This is a genomic window from Variovorax sp. J22G73, assembly GCF_030317035.1.
Lineage (GTDB): Bacteria > Pseudomonadota > Gammaproteobacteria > Burkholderiales > Burkholderiaceae_C > Variovorax.
In genome coordinates, this window is record NZ_JASZYK010000001.1 from 117,054 (window position 1) to 133,309 (window position 16,256).

Genomic DNA, 16,256 nt, shown 5'->3' on the forward strand with positions numbered 1-16,256 from the left:
GGGACCTTTCCTGCCGGTGAGCCGGCGCGACGGGAGTCTAGGAGCGGGTCCGGGGGCGGCGCAAAGTCAATAAATGGCGCACCGTGTGCACAAAAAGTGCACGGGTTGTTGCAAGGCGCATGGCCTGGTCACGGCGCCAGCAATTCGTCGAGGCAGGCCACCACGTGGTTCGCGAACAGCTCGGCCGCGGGGCTGGGCGGCTGCGCGGCGCGGGTCTCGAGCGTGAGCGTCTGCGCGCGCAGCGTGGCGTCGCGCAGCGGCACGAAGACCAGCGAGCCGTCTTGTCGCTCCTCGTCCACGTCGAGCCGGTTGAGCAGCGTGATGCCGCCGCCCTCGCGCACCAGCCGGCGCATGAGCGCGGTGGAGGTGGTTTCCACCACCGGCGACACGCTGATGGCCGAGCGCCCGAAGGCCGCGTCGAGAATGGGCCGGATCGACAGCGACGGCGCCGGCAGGATCAGCGGGTAGCCCACGCACTCCGCCAGCACCGCGCTGGCGTGCGCGGTGAGCGGATGGCCCGGCGGCACCACCGCGCCGATCGGCCACTCGCTGGCGAACAGCGTGCGAAAGCCCGCGGTGGCGGGAACGTCATAGGCCAGCGCCAGGTCGGCGTCGCCCTCGCTCACGCTGCGCAGCACTGCCGCGATGGGCAGGCCCAGCAGCTTGAGCTGGATGCCCGGGTGCGCCGCGCGAAAGCGCTGCACCACGCCCGGCAGGAAGGCGTCGGCCAGCCCGGCGGTGGTGGCCAGCGTGACCTCGCCCTGGCGCAGGCCGCGCACGGCCTCGATGCGCTGGCGCACCAGGTCGAACTCGCGCAGCGTGCCGCGCGCGTGCGCCAGCACGATCTCGCCCACGGGCGTGAGCTTGAGCGTGTTGTGGATGCGCTCGAACAGCGGCGCGCCCAGCTCTTCCTCGAGCTTGAGGATCTGCCGGTTGACCGCCGTGGGCACCACGTGCAGCTGCTCGGCCGCCTTGCGGATCGAGCCCGCGCGAACCACCTCGACGAAATAGCGAATGACCTTGGCGTGCATGGATTCCCCCGCGCCGCCGCAGCGTGCGGAGCGCGGGGGGATCATGCATGCGGGCTCAGGGCGCGGGCAAGCCCATGGCCGGGTCGCTGACCGTGTGCCTGCCGGTCTCCACGCGGCCGGCGAAGCGGCGGTAGTAGGCCGGGTCGGCGTCGCAGGTAACGGCAAAGTCGTACCACTGGCCGCTGTCGGCCAGCACCCAGTGCTGGTCGACGCTGGCGCCGCCGCTCACGCTGGCGGTCCACGGGCCGTCGGTGCGGTAGGCCTGGGCCGAGATGGTGAACTTGCACGCCGCCTTGCCGTCGTTGCGCATGCTCAGGTACACGTTGCCGTTGGCAATGTCGTAGCACACGCGCACTTCCGGCCTGGCGGCGTCGCCGGCGCGCAGCGTGTCGAGGTTGCCCTTGAAGTGGCGATGAAAGCCGTTGGGCCCGAGCACCCACAGGTCGTACAGGCCGTTGTCGCCGGCCGCCGGGGTCCACGTGTCGTCCAGCCCCTTGCCTGCTTCCACCATGTAGCGACGCGGCTTGAGCTCCAGGTGCAGCCGGTCGTACACATGGAACACGGCCGCGGCCTTGCCTGTGTTGGAGAACAGCAGCTGCACCGTGCGGCCGACGGCGTCGGCCCTGGCGCTGGTGTGCAGCTCGTAGGGCAGCGCGCGCGAAGGCCGCGTGCCGGTGCCCTGGCGCGGCAGCTGCGGGTCGAGCGGCAGCGGCACGGCCGTCAAGGCCTCCTGGTCCTTGCGCAGCTGGTCGGCCTGGCCGCGGTTCTGGCGGCCGGCGAGCGAAGGCAGGGCCTCGCCGTTGGGCGTGGCGAAGTTGAAGGCGCTGGTCAGGTCGCCGGCCACCGCGCGGCGGAACGGCGAGATGTTCGTTTCCTTCACGCCGAAGCGCGCCTCGATGAAGCGCAGCACCGAGGTGTGGTCGAACACCTGCGAATTGACCCAGCCGCCGCGGCTCCACGGCGAGATGACGTACATCGGCACGCGCGGGCCCGGGCCGAACACGCGGCCGTCGGGCTTGGGCTGCTTGCTGCTGCCGGCGGGCGGCGGCTGCGTGAAGTACTCGTGCGCCAGGTCGGCGTCGGCCAGCGTGGTCTTGCCCGCGGGCTTGCCGTCGGCGCCGAGCGAGGGCGCGGAGGGCGAGGGCACGTGGTCGAAGTAGCCGTCGTTCTCGTCGAAGTTGACCAGCAGCACGGTCTTGCTCCACACCTCGGGAACGGCGGTGAGCGCGTCCAGGATTTCCTGCAGGAACCACGCGCCCTGCACGGGGCTGGAGGGGTCCGGGTGCTCGCAGTAGATGGAAGGCGCGTTGATCCAGCTCACCTGCGGCAGGCGGCCCTCGCGAATGTCCTTGCGGAACGCGTCGAGGTACTCCTCGGGCTTGCTGCCTGGCAGGGTGTTGGCGATGCCCTTGTACAGCGGGTTGCCGGGGTTGTCGCTGGCAGCGTCGTAGGCGTGATAGGGCACCGCCTGGCCGCTGTTGGAGTACGGCTTGTTCATGTTCCCGCTGGACACGGGGAACGGCGACGCGCGGTTGGCGGCCCTGAACTGTCGGAACGCGCCGAGCATGTTGTCGCCCCATTCGTCGGGCATGTTCTGGTAGCAGATCCAGCGTACGCCGGCGTCTTCGAGCCGCTCGGCGTAGGTCTTCCACGTGTAGCCGGTGTTCACCGCGGCGGCGGTGCCGTCGAGCCAGTCCCACTCGTTGTTGACGTAGGCCACGCCCTGGGCGGTGGCGCCGTTGGTGCCGGTGAGGTGGAAGGAGCGGTTGGCGTCGGTGCCCGTGTGCATGGCGCAGTGGTAGCTGTCGCACAGCGTGAAGGCGTTGGCCAGCGAGAACTGGAACGGCAGCTCCGCCTCCATGAAGTAGCCCATGGCCGCGTCGGTCTTGTAGCGCGGCCATTGCGAGATGCGCCCGCCGTCCCACGCGTCCTGGCTGTCGTTCCAGGTGTGGGGCGTGCCGCTCACGCGTTGCGCGTTGCCCTTGGACTGGTCGAGGTGGTAGGGCATGACGAGCCTGCCGGCGTCGTCGGCTTGCTGCCACACGTTGCGCCCGCCCGGCAGCGGAATGGTGAAGCGGTCGCCGAAGCCGCGCACGCCGGGCAGCGTGCCGAAGTAGTGGTCGAAGCTGCGGTTCTCCTGCATCAGGATGACGATGTGCTCCACGTCGTTGATGGTGCCGGTCTTGTTGTTGGCGGGAATGGCGAGCGCGCGGCGGATGCTGGGCGGAAACGCGGTCAGCGCGAGCGCGGCGGCGCCCGTGGTGGCGGTGCCGGTGAGGAATTTGCGGCGGGAGTTCATGGCGGGGCTCCTGGTCATGGCGCGCAGCTCTTGACGGGGGCCGCGCCGGTGTCGGGCGGCGTGGCGGGTGCGGCAGGCGCCGCGGGCGCGGCGGGCGTGCCACCGAAGAAGTCGCCGCCCGAGCCGCCGCCGCAGGCGGACAGCGCACAGGCCAGCAGGAGCGTGGGCACGCTGCGCGCGCCCGTGAATGGAATATGCATGGGGTCTGATCCTCTCGAGTCGTTGTTTTCTTCGAAGAGCGCGGGTACCCGCCGCGCCGCGTCGATGCCGCCGGGCGGGTGGTCGCTCCCAGGGCATGCACGGAAATTCGCGCGCGCCGAGGCCGTCCGGCGCGATGTCGTTCAGTGCGGGACCAGGCGATCCGCACCCACGACCCACGGCGCCGCAAGGGGCACCGCGCACCGGACAGAAGGCAAGACTAGGGAGAGCGCATGACGTTGCGATGAAGCAGCGATGACATGCAAGGGAACGGTCACATGCGCTTGCACATGAACGGGCGCATGAACGGGTGCATGAACAGGCGCATGCACAGGCGCATGAGCGAGCGCGTGCATGGGCGCCCGGTCAGGTGCGGCGTGGCACCGCGCCGCGAACTCAGGGCTCGTTGCTGATGCCGCTGCTGACGTGCCCCGCGGGCACATGCCGCGAGGCCGCGTCGACGTGGCCGGTCTGGTCGTCGAAGAAGAAGTCGGGCTCGAACTCGCGCAGGAACTCGCCCTTGGGCAGGCCGCCGAGGAACATGGCCTCGTCGACGCGGATGTTCCACTTCATCAGCGTGCGAATGGCGCGCTCGTGCGCCGGCGCGCTGCGCGCGGTGACCAGCGCGGTGCGGATGCGCATCTGCGCGTTGCCGGCCATCTGCAGGCGGTGCAGCGCCGTGAGCAGCGGCTTGAACGGGCCTTCGGGCAGGGGCAGGTCGGCCTTGCTGAGCTCGTGCGCCTGGAAGGCGTCGAGCCCCTCGGCCTGGAACACGCGCTCGGCCTCGTCGCTGAAGAGCACGGCGTCGCCGTCGAAGGCAATGCGCACTTCGTTGGGCCATGCGTCGCTGGCCTTCTCCGATTCGACCAGCACGCGCGCGGCCGGAAAGCCCGCGCCCAGCGCCTCGCGCACGTCCTGCGCGTTGGCCGACAGGAACAGGTGCGCGCGCAGCGGGCGCAGGTAGCCGAACGGCGGGCGGCCCTGCGTGAACACGCCGCGCTGCAGCTTGATGTCGGCCGCCGTGCTGGAGCGGAAGATGCGCATGCCCGAGACCGGGTCGTTGCGCGACAGGATCACCACCTCCACGCGCTGCACGCCGTCGTCGTTGAAGCGCAGCAGCTTGCGGATCAGCGAGTAGGCGATGCCCGGTGCCGCAGGCACGTCGATGCGGTCGAGCTGCAGCTTCATGTAGCCCTCGTTGTCGCCGGCGTCGAAGACCTTGTTTTCTTCTTCGAGGTTGAACAGGGCGCGCGAGGAGATCGCGACCACCAGCTTGTCTTCGAGCGTCACGGGCATGTCGCGTGCTCCAGGGTGCGTGAAGCGAGGCCGTGCCTCACTTGACGAATTGATTCAGTTGAATGATGGGCAGCATCACCGCCAGCACGATGAGCATCACCACGCCGCCCATCGCCACGATCAGCAGCGGTTCGAGGATGGTGGCCAGGTGCATGGCGCGGCGCTGCACTTCGGCGCCCAGCTGGTTGGCCGCGCGCTGCAGCATCAGCGGCAGCGTGCCGGTCTGCTCGCCCAGGCGCGCGAACATCGACACCAGCCCCGGAAAGCGCTTTTTCTGCGCCAGCGCCGAGGCCAGCGGCGCGCCTTCGCGCACCAGCACCAGCGCGTCGAGCGCGTCGGCGCGCATGGCGCGGTTGCTGAGCGTTTCGGCCGCCGCCTGCAGCGCGCGAAGAATGGGAACGCCGGCCGTGGCCAGCATGGCCAGCGTGCTGGCGAAGCGCGCCGCGTTGTAGCCGCGCGCCAGCTTGCCCACCAGCGGGAGCTTGAGCCAGGCGGCGTCGAACTTCAGGCGGAAGGCCTCCTGCGCCAGCGCGAGCCGCACGCCGGCGGCGGCGAGCACCACCGCGCCCAGCATCCACCAGCCGTAGTTGCGCACGCCCGCGCTCAGCGACAGCATCACCGTGGTGAGGAAGGGCAGCGAGCGCTTGGTGCCCGCGAACACCTGCGCCACCTGCGGCACCACGTAGCTCACGAGAAAGATCACGATCACAATCGCCACCAGCGTGACGATGGCCGGGTACAGCGCCGCGCCGACCAGCTTCTGCTGCAGCGCCTGGCGCTCCTCGAGGTCGTCGGCCAGGCGGTCGAGCACCAGGCCCAGGTTGCCGCTTTGCTCGCCGGCGCCGATCACGGCGGTGTAGATCGGCGAGAACTCGCGCGAGTGCGCCGACAGCGCGCGCGCAAAGGGCGAGCCCGCGTTGACCTCGGCGCGCAGCGAGGCGACGAGGTTGCGCTGGGGCTCGGACTCGGCTTCGTCGGTGAGCGCGGTGAGCGCGCGTTCCAGCGGCAGGCCCGAAGACACGAGGCCCGCGAGCTGGCGCGTCCACACGGCCAGGCCGGTGGAGTTGAAGACGCGCTTGCCGCCGCCCAGCCAGCGGCTCAGGCTGCTGCGCTGGCCGGTGCCGTTGACGTGGTCGCTGCCGACCGGCTTGACCGACAGCGGAATGAGCGCCTGCGCACGCAGCAGGCTGCGTGCGCTGCGCGCGGTGTCGGCCTCGAGCACGCCTTCGCGCGACTGGCCGGTGGCATCGATGGCTTCGAAGGAATAGGCGGGCATGGCGGTCTTGCGCGGGGGGCGCTAGTCACGCGTGACGCGCAGCAGCTCGGCGCGCGAGGTGACGCCGGCCTGCACCAGCCGCTCGCCGTCTTCGCGCATCAGCCGCAGGCCGCCGCGTGCGCCGGCCTGCAGCAGTTCGCTCTCGGCCGCCTTGCCGTGGATGAGGCCCTGCACGGTCTCGTCGGCCACCAGCAGCTCGAAGATGCCGGTGCGGCCCTGGTAGCCGGTTTGCCCGCACACCTCGCAGCCCGCGCCGGCGCACACCGTGCACACTTTGCGCACGAGGCGCTGCGCGAGCACGCCCAGCAGCGACGAGCTCAGCAGGAAGGGCTCCACGCCCATGTCGGTCAGGCGCGTGACGGCGCTGACCGAGTCGTTGGTGTGCAGCGTGGCCAGCACCAGGTGGCCGGTGAGCGAGGCCTGGATGGCGATCTGCGCGGTTTCGAAGTCGCGGATCTCGCCGATCATGATCACGTCCGGGTCCTGCCGCAGGATGGCGCGCAGGGCTTTGGCGAAAGTGAGCTCGATCTTGGCGTTGATCTGCGTCTGGCCCACGCCGGGCAGCTCGTACTCGATGGGGTCTTCCACCGTCATGATGTTGCTGCGGCTGGCGTCCAGCCGGGCCAGCGCGGCGTACAGCGTGGTGGTCTTGCCCGAGCCCGTGGGCCCGGTCACCAGGATGATGCCGTGCGGCTGCGAGATGAGCTTCTCGAACCGGTCCAGCGTGTCGCCCTGCATGCCCACCGACTCGAGCGTGAGCTTGGATTCGCTCTTGTCCAGCAGGCGCAGCACCGCGCGTTCGCCGTGCGCGCTGGGCAGTGTTGACACCCGCACGTCGACCGCGCGCGTGCCGATGCGCAGGCTGATGCGCCCGTCCTGCGGCAGCCGCTTCTCGGAGATGTCGAGGTCGGCCATGATCTTCAGCCGCGAGATCAGCGCGGCGTGCAGCGCCCGGTTGGGCTGCACCACCTCGCGCAGCGTGCCGTCGATGCGAAAGCGCACGGACGAGGTGCGCTCGTAGGGCTCGATGTGGATGTCGCTGGCGCCGTCGCGCGCGGCCTGCGTGAGCAGCGCGTTCAGCATGCGGATGATGGGCGCGTCGCCCGCGCTGGCCAGCAGGTCTTCGACCGCCGGCAGCTCCTGCATCATGCGCGAGAGGTCGGCGTCGTTCTGCACCTCGCTCACCACCGCGGCGGCGCTGGATTCGCCCTGCGAGTACGCCGCGCTGATGCGCTGCGCGAGCGCGGCGTCGGCCAGCACCTCGAAGGCCTGCACGCCGTACTTGCGCGCCACCTCGCCCACGGCGCTGCGCGCGGGGTGCGAGGACATCCACAGCGTGTAGCGGCCGTCGTCGGTCTCCTCGAGCAGCAGTTGCTGGCTGCGTGCGAACGCGTAGGGCAGAGGGTAGCGGCTGGACATCAGGGCAGTATCAAGGCAATTCGCGGGGTCAGGGCAGTTCGCGTGCGCTCACGGGGTCGGCCGTGGGCGGCAGGGCGCCGCGCAGGGGGCTGGGGGCCAGCTTGCGGTTGTCGGCGGGCAGCGCGGGCGGCGGGATCAGCTGGGTGCCTTCCTCGCGCAGGCCGCCGGTGCGGTTGCTGGCGGCGCCCAGCGGCGGCGTGGCGGGCAGCACCGGCGCGGCGCTCACGTTGCGCAGCATCACGTTGTCGGTGTTGGGCTGGGTTGCCTGCTGCAGGCCGCGGATCTGGTCGTAGCGGTCGTAGGCGAAGGCTTCGGTGGAGTTCGCGTCGCGCATGACCACCGGGCGCAGGAACATCATCAGGTTGTTCTTCTCGCGCTTGCGGGTCTCGTTCTTGAACAGGTTGCCCACCACCGGGATGTCGCCGGCCAGCGGCACCTTCTCGATGGAGTTGCCATAGGTGTCCGACAGCAGCCCGCCCAGCATGACGAGCCCGCCGTCTTCCACCAGCACGCTGGACTCGAGCGAGCGCTTGTTGGTGGTGGGGCCGTTCGGGTCGGTGGTGGTGCCGGCGGCCACGTTGGAGATCTCCTGGAAGATCTGCATCTTCACGGTGCCGTTCTCGTTGATGGTGGGTCGCACGCGCAGGGTGAGGCCCACGTCCTTGCGCTCCACGGTGGTGAAGGGGTTGATGCCCACCGAACCCGAGGTGCTGGCGTAGGAGCCCGTGGGGAAGGGCACGTTCTGGCCGATGACGATCTTGGCCTCTTCGTTGTCCAGCGTCAGCAGGTTGGGCGTCGAGAGCACGTTGGCGTCGTTGTCGCTGCTGAAGAAGTTGGCGATGGCGCCCAGGATGTACTGGCCGCCGACCTTGCCCGCGATGCCGAGGTTCAGGCCCGTGGGAAGGTTGATGCCGGCCGCGTTGCGGGTGGCGATGGCCTGCGTGAGCGCCAGGATGTTGGCGCCCGTGAGGCTGGAGTTGGTGCCGATCACCGCGTTGTTGCCCAGCGCGCTTTGCCACTGCACGCCGAAGTTCGCCGCCTTGGTGGCGTTCACCTCGACGATCAGCGCCTCGATCATCACCTGCGCGCGGCGTCCGTCGAGCCGGTCGATCACGGCGCGCATCTGGCGGTATTGCGGCTCGGGCGCGGTGATGATCAGCGAATTGGTGCTCGGGTCGGCCTGGATCTGGCCGCCGGTGGAGGGCTGGTTGGCGTTGTTCAGCGGCGCCGAGGCCTGCGGCGAGCCGCTGTTCTGGCCGCCACCGAAGGCCGTTTGCTGCGCCTGCTGGGCGAAGGCGTTCTGTGCCTGCGGCTGTGCCGCGCCACCGGCCCCGGCCGCACCGCCCTGGGTGGTGTTGATCTGGTTGGCCGCCATGGCGGCGCGCAGCGTGGCCGCCAGGCGCACGGCGTCGGCGTTCTTCAGGTAGACCACGTAGATGTTGCCGGCCGCGCCGTTGCTGCTCTCGGCGGCGGGGCGGTCGAGCTTGTCGACCAGCGAGCGCACCAGGCTCACCCGCGCCGGGTTGGCCGCGCGAAGAATGAGCGAGTTGCTGCGCGGGTCGGCCATCAGCGTAGTGCGGAACGATGCGTCGCTGGCGCCCGGAGCGGCCGCCGCACCGGGCGCGCCCGCGCCGCCGCCGTCGATGAGCCGCTGCACCAGCGGCACCATGTCGGTGGCGATGGAATGCTTGAGCTGGATGACCTCGATGTCGGACGCGTTGGGCACGTCGAGCGACGCGATGATGCGCGCCAGCCGGCGCATGTTGTCGGCGTAGTCGGTGATCACGAGCGAGTTGTTGCCCGGGTTCACGTTGATGGTGTTGTTCGGCGGAATCAGCGGGCGCAGCACCGGCAGCAGGCTGTTGGGCGACTCGTAGTTCAGCCTGAAGATCTGCGTGACGATCTGGTTGCTGCCGCTGGACGACACGGCGCCGATGGAGGTGTTGACGGTGCTGCTCTGCAGCTTGGCGTCGGCCTCGGGCACCACCTTGTACAGGCCGTCGGCCTCCACCACCGCGAAGCCCTGCAGCCGCAGCGCCGAGGCGAACTGGTTGAACGCTGCCGCCGGCTGGATGGCGCGGTCGGTCACCAGGTTCATGGTGCCCTTCACGCGCGGGTCGACCACCACGTCGCGCCCCGTCACCACCGCCATGGTGCGCGCCACGGCCTCGATGTCGGCATTGGCGAAGTTCAGCGTGATGGGCTCGCCGCGGCGCGGCGCGTCGCCGGTCTGCGCGAACACCGCGGGCGCGGCCTGCAGGAAGGTGGCGGCGATCAGCACGCGCACGGCGAGTGCGACGGTGCCGGTCGAAAACAGTGGCTTCATCATGAGGATCAACCCAGGGTGATGATCGAGCGCGCGTTGTCGCGCCGCCCGATGATGTTCAACAAATTGGAAAGTGCGTCTTCGCGGCCGGGCGCGGCGCTGGCCTCGCCGTTGAAGCGGAACGAGGTGCCGTTCCAGCTGCCGCTGCCGTTGAGCTCGAGGCTGCCCTCGCGCGTGCTCAGCAGCAGCGTGGGCCGGGGACCGCCGTCGAGCGTGAGGCGGTAGCTGCCCATCGGCCGCAGGGTCGACAGGCTGGAAGAAACATCGGTGGCGTCGAGCGTGGCTTGCCCGGCGATGCGCAGCGCGGGGCCGTCCCACTGCATGGCGAAGGCCTTGGTGCTGAGGTCGAGCGCGCCTTCGAGCTTGAGCGTGTTCCAGGGCGCGCCCAGGCCGGTGAGCATCGTGGCGGGCCAGCGCGAGCGGCTGTCCTGCCAGGTGAGCAGCAGGCCGCCGGCGCGCGGGCTGGCGCGCAACTCGATAGGTTGCGCGGCGCAGCAGGCAAGGTCGAGGCTGGCGGAGATGCCGCCCCAGCCCGGACGCATGCGCCAGTGCAGCACGCCGGGCAGCGACACCGCCTGCGCGCCGTTCACGCCTGCGGAACTACCGGAACCGTTGGCGAACACCACGGCGGCGGTGCCGTTCCACACGGTGCCGCGCGGGTTGGCCAGCACGAGGCGGCCCTGCGTCCAGCCCGACAGCGCGGCCGACAGCCAGCGCGCCGGCGCGAACAGCACCACGGCCGCGAGCACGCCGATGGCCAGGCCGAGCAGCGCCCAGCGCCAGCCGCGCCGCGGCCTGGGCTCGGAGAGGGGGGCGCGTGTCACCATGGGGTGGCGTTCATCGCGATGGCGTTCATCGCGCGGCGGGAAGCGCCATGACGACGGTGCCGTCCCAGCGCACCACCGGGGGCTTCGACGCGTCCTTGCCGGGGACGGTCGGCGACGTCGGTGCGGCGGTGGGCGCGCGGGTCAGGTGCACCTCGCGCGGCACCGCGTGCGCGTTGCCGCGGGCCTGCGCCAGCCACTGGGCGACCGAGGGCGCGGGCGCGGCGCGCAGCGACACCGTGGCGGCACCGTCGCCGCCAGACGTCATGAGCTGGGCGTTGCTGGCGCCGAGGCCGTCGCGCACCGAGGCTTCCAGGGCGCGCAGCGCGTCGTCGCGGTTCAGCCGCGGCTGCGACTGGAGCGCCTTCGCGCGGTTCTGCAAGGTGGCCATCTGCTGCAGCTGCGCGTCGAGCTGCGCGTGCTCGGCCGGCGCCGCGCTCAGCGTGCGCAGCGCGGGCGCAAGCGCAATCCACCAGAGCAGCGCGAGCGCCACCAGCGTGGCGGCGGCGATGACCAGGCGGCGCTCGCGCGCCTCGAGGGCGGCCCAGCGGGCCTTGAGTTGTTCGCTGAAGTTCATCGGGCGGCCTCTGCCTGTGCCTGCACCAGGAGCAGGTCGCCTTCGGTGCGCACGCTGTAGCCGCGCGGCGCCATGGCACCGGTGATCTGCGACACCTCGGAAGGCTGCAGCCCCAGGCCGCGCAAACGCAGCTGGCCGGCGCTGTAGTCGACGGCGCTGGGCACCTTGCCCGGCGGCAGGTTGGTGGCGAGCGCGCCGACCATGGGTTCGAAATCGCTGCCGGCCACGTCGCCCACGGCCTGCTGCAGCGCCGCGACCTCGCGCTGCATCTGCAGCGGCGCGTCGATGACGATCTTCACCGCCGGAAAGGTCTGGGTCAGCACGGCCTTGGCGGCCTGGCGCTTGGCCTCGAGCGCATTGCGCTCCTTCCAGGCCCACGCGTTCAGGCCGACGAGCTGGGTCAGCAGCAGCACCACCACGCCCCAGCGCGCGGCGCGCCACTCGGGGGCGTAGCGCAGCGTCTGCAACACGGACGCGAACTTCTTGCCGGCGCGCGCGCGGCCCGTGGCGGCCAGGTCGAACTGCGCCAGCTCCCACGGCGTGCGCGCGGCGTTGAGCCAGCGCTGCGGCGCCTGCACGATGGGCACGCGGCGCTCCAGCAGGTGCTCGGCAGCCTCGGCCACGGCGGGCTCGGTGGTGATGACGGCGGTGTCCAGCGGCAGGCCGCCCGACAGCGCCAGGCCCGCGCCGGCCAGCGGCAGCGAGACCACGCCATCGGCGTCGCACACCGTGAGCACCGGCAGTTCGGGCTCGCCCGTGACCAGCAGCAGCGGGGGCGCGTCGGCCGGTTGCGGCGCGAACTCGGGAACGATGCGCACCACCCGGCGGCCCGCGGCCTCCAGCCCCTGCACCACGCTGCGCAGCCAGATGCGGTTGCAGGCCGCGACCCACACCGGCACGCCGGCCTTGGCGTCGGGCTCGAGCGCGAAGTGCAGGCTCTCGGGCTCGTCGAGCAGGTGTTCTTCGAGCAGGCCGTCGAGCACCGCGCGCAGCTTCGAGGCGCTGCCCATGCTGCCCTTGGGCAGCGTGACGCGGTGCCACGAGAGCGCCGCCGAGGGAATGCCGAGCATGACTTCGGTGCTCGATGGCAGGAGCGCCAGCAGCGCGCGGCCTTGGTTGCGCAACGCAATGCCGTCGTCGCCTGCCTGGGCCCAGTCGTACTCGCCCGCGGCATCGGCCGGGGGGAGGGGGGCAAGGAGCAGCAGGGGGGTCATGTCGATCTGGGAAAAGCCGGTGATTGTAGGTGGGCGTCTTACAGGCGGGCGCTCTTCTTTCGATAGCGTACAGCGCAGATGTGACGGGCGTTGGAAGGCTTTTTGTTTACAAACAGTGCACCGAAATCAGGGTTTGACCGTAGAGTTCGTTGCGCCGGCGCCGCGGGTGCGCCAGATCGTCGTCACGGTGACACCGTTGCGTTGTAGGAGCGAGTGTTCTTCCACGTACGTGCGGTCCAGCCGCAGGCGGCCGTACACCTCGAAGTAGTTGGTTCCCACGCCGTGCTGCGCCGCGTTGAAGGGCGCGCTGCCGCTGGGCAGCGCGGCGTTGGCGGCGGCGATGTCCTTGAAGAAGGTGCTGGTGCGTCGCGCCACCAGCTGGCGCGCGCTGGCGATGTTGAGCGATTCCATGCTGGCGCTGATGGCCTCGGCGCTCGCGGTGTTCAGGTTGAGCGTGGTGCGCACCGGCAGGATCGTCACGTAGGGCTCCAGCGCCGCGGCGGTTGAGGGCGACAGGCCCAGCCACACCAGCTGTGAGACTTCCTGCGGCATCAGCGGCGCGGCACCAGAGTCGCCGTCGCCACCGCCGTCGGTGCCGCTGCCCGTGGCGAGCGCGCTGGCCAGGCCGGCGGTCATGCGGGTGAGTTCGGCCACCGGCAGGCCCAGCGTGTTGAACAGGCGGGTGAAGGTCGCCACGCTGGCGGGTATCGGCTTGCCCGCGTCGACCAGCGACAGCACGTTGAGCTTGGACTGCGCATCGATGATGCGGCCCGACAGGAACGCGTCGGGCAGGCCCTCGACGCTGTCGCTGGCCACGTTCTTCTCGGCCGACAGGAAGGTGGTGAGGCGGGCCTCCTCGAGCGGCACGGCCCAGGGTTCGGTCAGGTTGTCGGAGCCGCCGGCGCGGCCGTCTTCCCCGAGGATGAGGCGCGACCAGTCGAGCGCGCCCACCAGCACCCAGGCGGCCTGCACGCGCGCGCGCTCGGCGCTTTCGATCTCGGCGGCGCGCCACTGCTGCCAGAGCGCGGCGGCGGAGAAGGTGGCGACCAGCATCACCGTCAGCATGGCGGCGAGCAGGGCGGCGCCGGACTGGCGCTTGCTTGTCTTCGTCATGAGGTTCGGGGCGCGCCGACGGTCGGGCGGACCCAGTCGCGCGTGAGGGCGCCCGACAGCCCGTCGCCGGGCGGCAGCGTGATCACGAGGCGCACGCCGTCGGGCATGGCCACGACCGGGCCGGAGGGGTTGTTGGGCGTGGCCGCGACAGTGGGCAATTGGCTCGCCGGCACCCAGGTGTTCTCGCGAAAGAAGTAGAGCTGCCAGCTGCTGGCAGGCACCAGCGTGACGTCGCTGTAGCCGCCGGCCGGGCCTGCGCCGCCGTCCTGCGACCATGCGGCGGCCATGTTCCAGGCCTGCTGCCACTCGCCGCGCGTCGTGAAGGGCAGCGACTGCCAGCGCCGCCAGTACACGCCGTCGGGGCCTTGCTTCAACGTCCAGGCCACCACCAGAACCGAGGGCGCGCTGGCGTCGCTGCCGCGCCGCGTGAGCCGCAGCACGCGGCCGTCCCAGTCGATCGGGCGGGTCTGCGCCAGCGTCGTCACGGCGTCGAGGTCGGCGCCCCATTGCGCGAGCGTGGTCTGCAGCGTCAGCACGGCGTCGGCGCGCTGCTGGTTCTGCGTGGTGGCGCGCGACATGGCCTCCAGCCCGCGCCAGCTCACGAGCGACAGCAGCGCCATCACCGAGATGGCGACCAGCAACTCGATGAGCGTGAAGCCGCGCGACGCGGCTGGCGTGGCGCGCGGCATCAGTAGCGCCCCACCACGGTCGAGATGCGCAGGATGGGCGCATCGGTCTCGTCGCGCACCTGCACGTCGACACGGCGGAAGTTCGGGTTCAGCGTGGGAAAGGTCGAAGTGGTCACGTTGAACGAGGCGCCGGCCTGCGGGCAGATCGAACCCGAGTCGCCCACCGCCGGCATCTGCCGCGAGAGCCGGGCCTTGGCGAGTTCGTTTTCGGCGCACAGCTCGGCCAGCACCAGGTCGGACTGGCGCTGCGCATTGCGCGTGAGCGACATGGTGGCCTGCGAGCCGGCCGCCAGCGCCAGCGCGACGATGCCGAGCGCGATCAGCACCTCGATGAGCGTGAAGCCGCGGCTGCGGGCCGCACGCGACGACGCAGCGACAGTAAAAGCAAAACCAGAAGTGCGCCGCGTGGTCATTGCACGGCGGACACGGTGAAAGGGCGCAGCCCGTCGGTGGCCACGCGCAGCACGCGCGCGGGCGGGCCGGCGGAATACAGCAGCACCTGTTGCGGCGCGATGATCGGGTCGGGCCCGAGCTGCAGCCCCGGAACCTGCGCGCCGCTGGCGAGCAGCGCCTGCGCGGTGATGCCCTCTGCGGCCCAGCCGGTGGGCAGTGCGTCGGCCGGCAGGCCGTCGAACACGAAGCCGCCTTCCACCAGGCGCCATCGCACCACGACGCCGCTGGCGCGCGACTGCGCACGCGCCGATTCGAGCAGCGCCGCCAGGCGGTCGCCTTCGCGGTCGAGCTTGGCGGCGTTGGTGTCGCGCATGGCGAAGCTCACCGCGGCGGTGGCGACCGCGATGATGGCGATCACCACGATCAGCTCCAGCAGCGTGAAGCCGCGCGCTTGAAGAAGATGCCGGGGGTGTGGGTTCTGGCGCGACGCGCCCGGGCCGCTACTGCCAGCTGCCGATGTCGGCATTCTTGCCCTCGCCGCCGCTCTGGCCGTCGGCGCCGAAGGAGAGCACGTCGATCTCGCCCTTGATGCCCGGGTTCATGTACTGGTAGGGATGGCCCCACGGGTCGTTGGGCAGCTTCTCGACGTAGGGCTTCCAGTTGGGGGCGGCGGGGCCGGCGCTCGGGCGCGTGAGCAGCGCCTGCAGGCCCTGCTCGGCGGTGGGGTAGCGCTGGTTGTCCAGGCGGTACAGCTTGAGCGCCTGCATGAGGTTGTTGATGTCGGTGCGCGCGGCCGTCACGCGGGCATCGTCGGCGCGTTCGATCACGTTCGGCACGATCAGCGCCGCCAGCACGCCGATGATGACGAGCACCACCATCAGTTCGATCAGCGTGAAGCCGCGTTGGGCGGTGCGGGTGGCGGCACGAAGGAATTTGTTCATAGGTTCGACGGACATGATTCGGAAAGCGCGCTGCATGATAATCCGCGCCCATGACAAGTCCTTACTCCGCCGCCCGCTGGCATGCCCCACTTGCAACGACGGGGCTTTGGGCGCTGGCCGCCGGTGCCGCGGTGTTCTGGGCGCTGCGCCTGGCGTCTCCGGCGGACATGGTCGCGGCCGCCGCCACCATGCCGGCGCCGTCGGTGTCGGCCGATTCGGACGCGGTGGCGCGGTTGCTGGGCGTGCTGCCTGCCTCCAGCACGGCGCCGCTGACGCCCGAGGCCGCCAGCCGCTTCGCGCTGTCGGGCGTGGTGGCGGACCCGTCGAAGCAGGGTGCCGCGCTGATCGCCATCGACGGCAAGGCGCCGCGCCCTTTCCGCGTCGGCTCCAGGGTGGGCGACAACTACGTGCTGCAGTCGGTGGGGCTGCGCTCCGCGACGCTGGGCGCGCAGGTCGACGGGCCCGCGGCCTTCACGCTGCAGTTGCCGGTGCGTGCGCCAATCAGCGTGACGAGCGTGCCGTCGGCGTTGCCGACCGTGGCGTCGCCGCCGCCCGTGTCGATGAGCGCGCCGCAGCCTGCAGGCTTGCCTCCGGCGATGATGCCGGCGGTGGTGGCACCGCCGCCGCAGGGGACTTCGGGTCCTGCGCAGTAAGCGAAAA

The 16,256-nt window shown here is 70.9% G+C and carries 16 protein-coding genes; 1 reads left to right on the top strand and 15 read right to left on the bottom strand.

What is annotated here, in order from left to right; genetic code table 11:
• Positions 1–128 precede the first annotated feature (128 nt).
• The 15 genes from QTI51_RS00510 to gspG all read right to left on the bottom strand — a co-directional run bounded on the left by QTI51_RS00510 (position 129) and on the right by gspG (position 15,596).
• On the bottom strand, positions 129–1,031 hold the full coding sequence (locus QTI51_RS00510; protein ID WP_286513766.1) for a LysR substrate-binding domain-containing protein: 903 nt from the start codon (positions 1,029–1,031) through the stop codon (positions 129–131).
• 55 nt (positions 1,032–1,086) lie between these two features.
• Positions 1,087–3,330, bottom strand: coding sequence for a phosphocholine-specific phospholipase C (locus tag QTI51_RS00515; RefSeq protein WP_286513478.1), 2,244 nt, complete (start codon positions 3,328–3,330; stop codon positions 1,087–1,089).
• A 14-nt stretch (positions 3,331–3,344) separates the two neighbouring features.
• On the bottom strand, positions 3,345–3,530 hold the full coding sequence (locus QTI51_RS00520) for a hypothetical protein (protein WP_286513475.1): 186 nt from the start codon (positions 3,528–3,530) through the stop codon (positions 3,345–3,347).
• A gap of 394 nt (positions 3,531–3,924) precedes the next feature.
• The gene (locus tag QTI51_RS00525) at positions 3,925–4,824 is read right to left on the bottom strand and encodes a 5'-nucleotidase (protein WP_286513470.1); all 900 of its coding nucleotides are present in this window, start codon (positions 4,822–4,824) and stop codon (positions 3,925–3,927) included.
• A 37-nt stretch (positions 4,825–4,861) separates the two neighbouring features.
• Complete coding sequence (gene gspF, locus QTI51_RS00530) at positions 4,862–6,100, bottom strand: type II secretion system inner membrane protein GspF (protein WP_116912284.1); 1,239 nt, start codon at positions 6,098–6,100, stop codon at positions 4,862–4,864.
• 21 nt (positions 6,101–6,121) lie between these two features.
• Entirely contained in the window at positions 6,122–7,519 is a 1,398-nt protein-coding gene (locus QTI51_RS00535) for a GspE/PulE family protein (protein ID WP_286513465.1), read from the bottom strand.
• Between the two features lie 28 nt (positions 7,520–7,547).
• The gene (gene gspD, locus QTI51_RS00540) at positions 7,548–9,848 is read right to left on the bottom strand and encodes a type II secretion system secretin GspD (protein ID WP_286513462.1); all 2,301 of its coding nucleotides are present in this window, start codon (positions 9,846–9,848) and stop codon (positions 7,548–7,550) included.
• A gap of 5 nt (positions 9,849–9,853) precedes the next feature.
• Positions 9,854–10,672: a type II secretion system protein N gene (gene gspN / locus QTI51_RS00545; protein ID WP_116912281.1), complete on the bottom strand. Its 819-nt coding sequence runs from the start codon at positions 10,670–10,672 to the stop codon at positions 9,854–9,856.
• A gap of 25 nt (positions 10,673–10,697) precedes the next feature.
• Positions 10,698–11,246 (bottom strand): type II secretion system protein M, encoded by a 549-nt coding sequence (locus tag QTI51_RS00550; protein ID WP_116912280.1) that lies wholly within the window; start codon positions 11,244–11,246, stop codon positions 10,698–10,700.
• The gene (gene gspL / locus QTI51_RS00555) at positions 11,243–12,460 is read right to left on the bottom strand and encodes a type II secretion system protein GspL (protein ID WP_116912279.1); all 1,218 of its coding nucleotides are present in this window, start codon (positions 12,458–12,460) and stop codon (positions 11,243–11,245) included. Before gspL ends, QTI51_RS00550 begins: the two co-directional genes overlap by 4 nt.
• A gap of 126 nt (positions 12,461–12,586) precedes the next feature.
• A complete protein-coding gene (gene gspK / locus QTI51_RS00560) occupies positions 12,587–13,573 on the bottom strand; it encodes a type II secretion system minor pseudopilin GspK (protein WP_286513456.1) in 987 nt (328 codons plus the stop codon).
• On the bottom strand, positions 13,570–14,262 hold the full coding sequence (locus QTI51_RS00565) for a PulJ/GspJ family protein (protein WP_286513454.1): 693 nt from the start codon (positions 14,260–14,262) through the stop codon (positions 13,570–13,572). The genes gspK and QTI51_RS00565 overlap by 4 nt, the downstream gene beginning before the upstream one ends.
• Positions 14,262–14,675: a type II secretion system minor pseudopilin GspI gene (gspI, locus tag QTI51_RS00570; protein ID WP_286513451.1), complete on the bottom strand. Its 414-nt coding sequence runs from the start codon at positions 14,673–14,675 to the stop codon at positions 14,262–14,264. The genes QTI51_RS00565 and gspI overlap by 1 nt, the downstream gene beginning before the upstream one ends.
• Positions 14,672–15,181, bottom strand: coding sequence for a prepilin-type N-terminal cleavage/methylation domain-containing protein (locus tag QTI51_RS00575; protein ID WP_286513448.1), 510 nt, complete (start codon positions 15,179–15,181; stop codon positions 14,672–14,674). The genes gspI and QTI51_RS00575 overlap by 4 nt, the downstream gene beginning before the upstream one ends.
• Positions 15,156–15,596 (bottom strand): type II secretion system major pseudopilin GspG, encoded by a 441-nt coding sequence (gene gspG, locus QTI51_RS00580; RefSeq protein WP_116912274.1) that lies wholly within the window; start codon positions 15,594–15,596, stop codon positions 15,156–15,158. Before gspG ends, QTI51_RS00575 begins: the two co-directional genes overlap by 26 nt.
• 50 nt (positions 15,597–15,646) lie before the next feature.
• Between gspG and QTI51_RS00585 the strand changes: the two genes are divergently transcribed.
• Positions 15,647–16,249 (top strand): hypothetical protein, encoded by a 603-nt coding sequence (locus QTI51_RS00585; RefSeq protein ID WP_286513445.1) that lies wholly within the window; start codon positions 15,647–15,649, stop codon positions 16,247–16,249.
• The last annotated feature ends 7 nt before the right edge of the window (positions 16,250–16,256 follow it).

Excerpts from the sequence above, each read along its gene's own strand:
- QTI51_RS00510 (WP_286513766.1), bottom strand. The coding sequence starts at position 1,031 with ATGCACGCCAAGGTCATTCGCTATTTCGTCGAGGTGGTTCGCGCGGGC.
- QTI51_RS00515 (WP_286513478.1), bottom strand. The coding sequence starts at position 3,330 with ATGAACTCCCGCCGCAAATTCCTCACCGGCACCGCCACCACGGGCGCC.
- QTI51_RS00520 (WP_286513475.1), bottom strand. The coding sequence starts at position 3,530 with ATGCATATTCCATTCACGGGCGCGCGCAGCGTGCCCACGCTCCTGCTG.
- QTI51_RS00525 (WP_286513470.1), bottom strand. The coding sequence starts at position 4,824 with ATGCCCGTGACGCTCGAAGACAAGCTGGTGGTCGCGATCTCCTCGCGC.
- gspF (WP_116912284.1), bottom strand. The coding sequence starts at position 6,100 with ATGCCCGCCTATTCCTTCGAAGCCATCGATGCCACCGGCCAGTCGCGC.
- QTI51_RS00535 (WP_286513465.1), bottom strand. The coding sequence starts at position 7,519 with ATGTCCAGCCGCTACCCTCTGCCCTACGCGTTCGCACGCAGCCAGCAA.
- gspD (WP_286513462.1), bottom strand. The coding sequence starts at position 9,848 with ATGATGAAGCCACTGTTTTCGACCGGCACCGTCGCACTCGCCGTGCGC.
- gspN (WP_116912281.1), bottom strand. The coding sequence starts at position 10,672 with ATGGTGACACGCGCCCCCCTCTCCGAGCCCAGGCCGCGGCGCGGCTGG.
- QTI51_RS00550 (WP_116912280.1), bottom strand. The coding sequence starts at position 11,246 with ATGAACTTCAGCGAACAACTCAAGGCCCGCTGGGCCGCCCTCGAGGCG.
- gspL (WP_116912279.1), bottom strand. The coding sequence starts at position 12,460 with ATGACCCCCCTGCTGCTCCTTGCCCCCCTCCCCCCGGCCGATGCCGCG.
- gspK (WP_286513456.1), bottom strand. The coding sequence starts at position 13,573 with ATGACGAAGACAAGCAAGCGCCAGTCCGGCGCCGCCCTGCTCGCCGCC.
- QTI51_RS00565 (WP_286513454.1), bottom strand. The coding sequence starts at position 14,262 with ATGCCGCGCGCCACGCCAGCCGCGTCGCGCGGCTTCACGCTCATCGAG.
- gspI (WP_286513451.1), bottom strand. The coding sequence starts at position 14,675 with ATGACCACGCGGCGCACTTCTGGTTTTGCTTTTACTGTCGCTGCGTCG.
- QTI51_RS00575 (WP_286513448.1), bottom strand. The coding sequence starts at position 15,181 with ATGCCGACATCGGCAGCTGGCAGTAGCGGCCCGGGCGCGTCGCGCCAG.
- gspG (WP_116912274.1), bottom strand. The coding sequence starts at position 15,596 with ATGAACAAATTCCTTCGTGCCGCCACCCGCACCGCCCAACGCGGCTTC.
- QTI51_RS00585 (WP_286513445.1), top strand. The coding sequence starts at position 15,647 with ATGACAAGTCCTTACTCCGCCGCCCGCTGGCATGCCCCACTTGCAACG.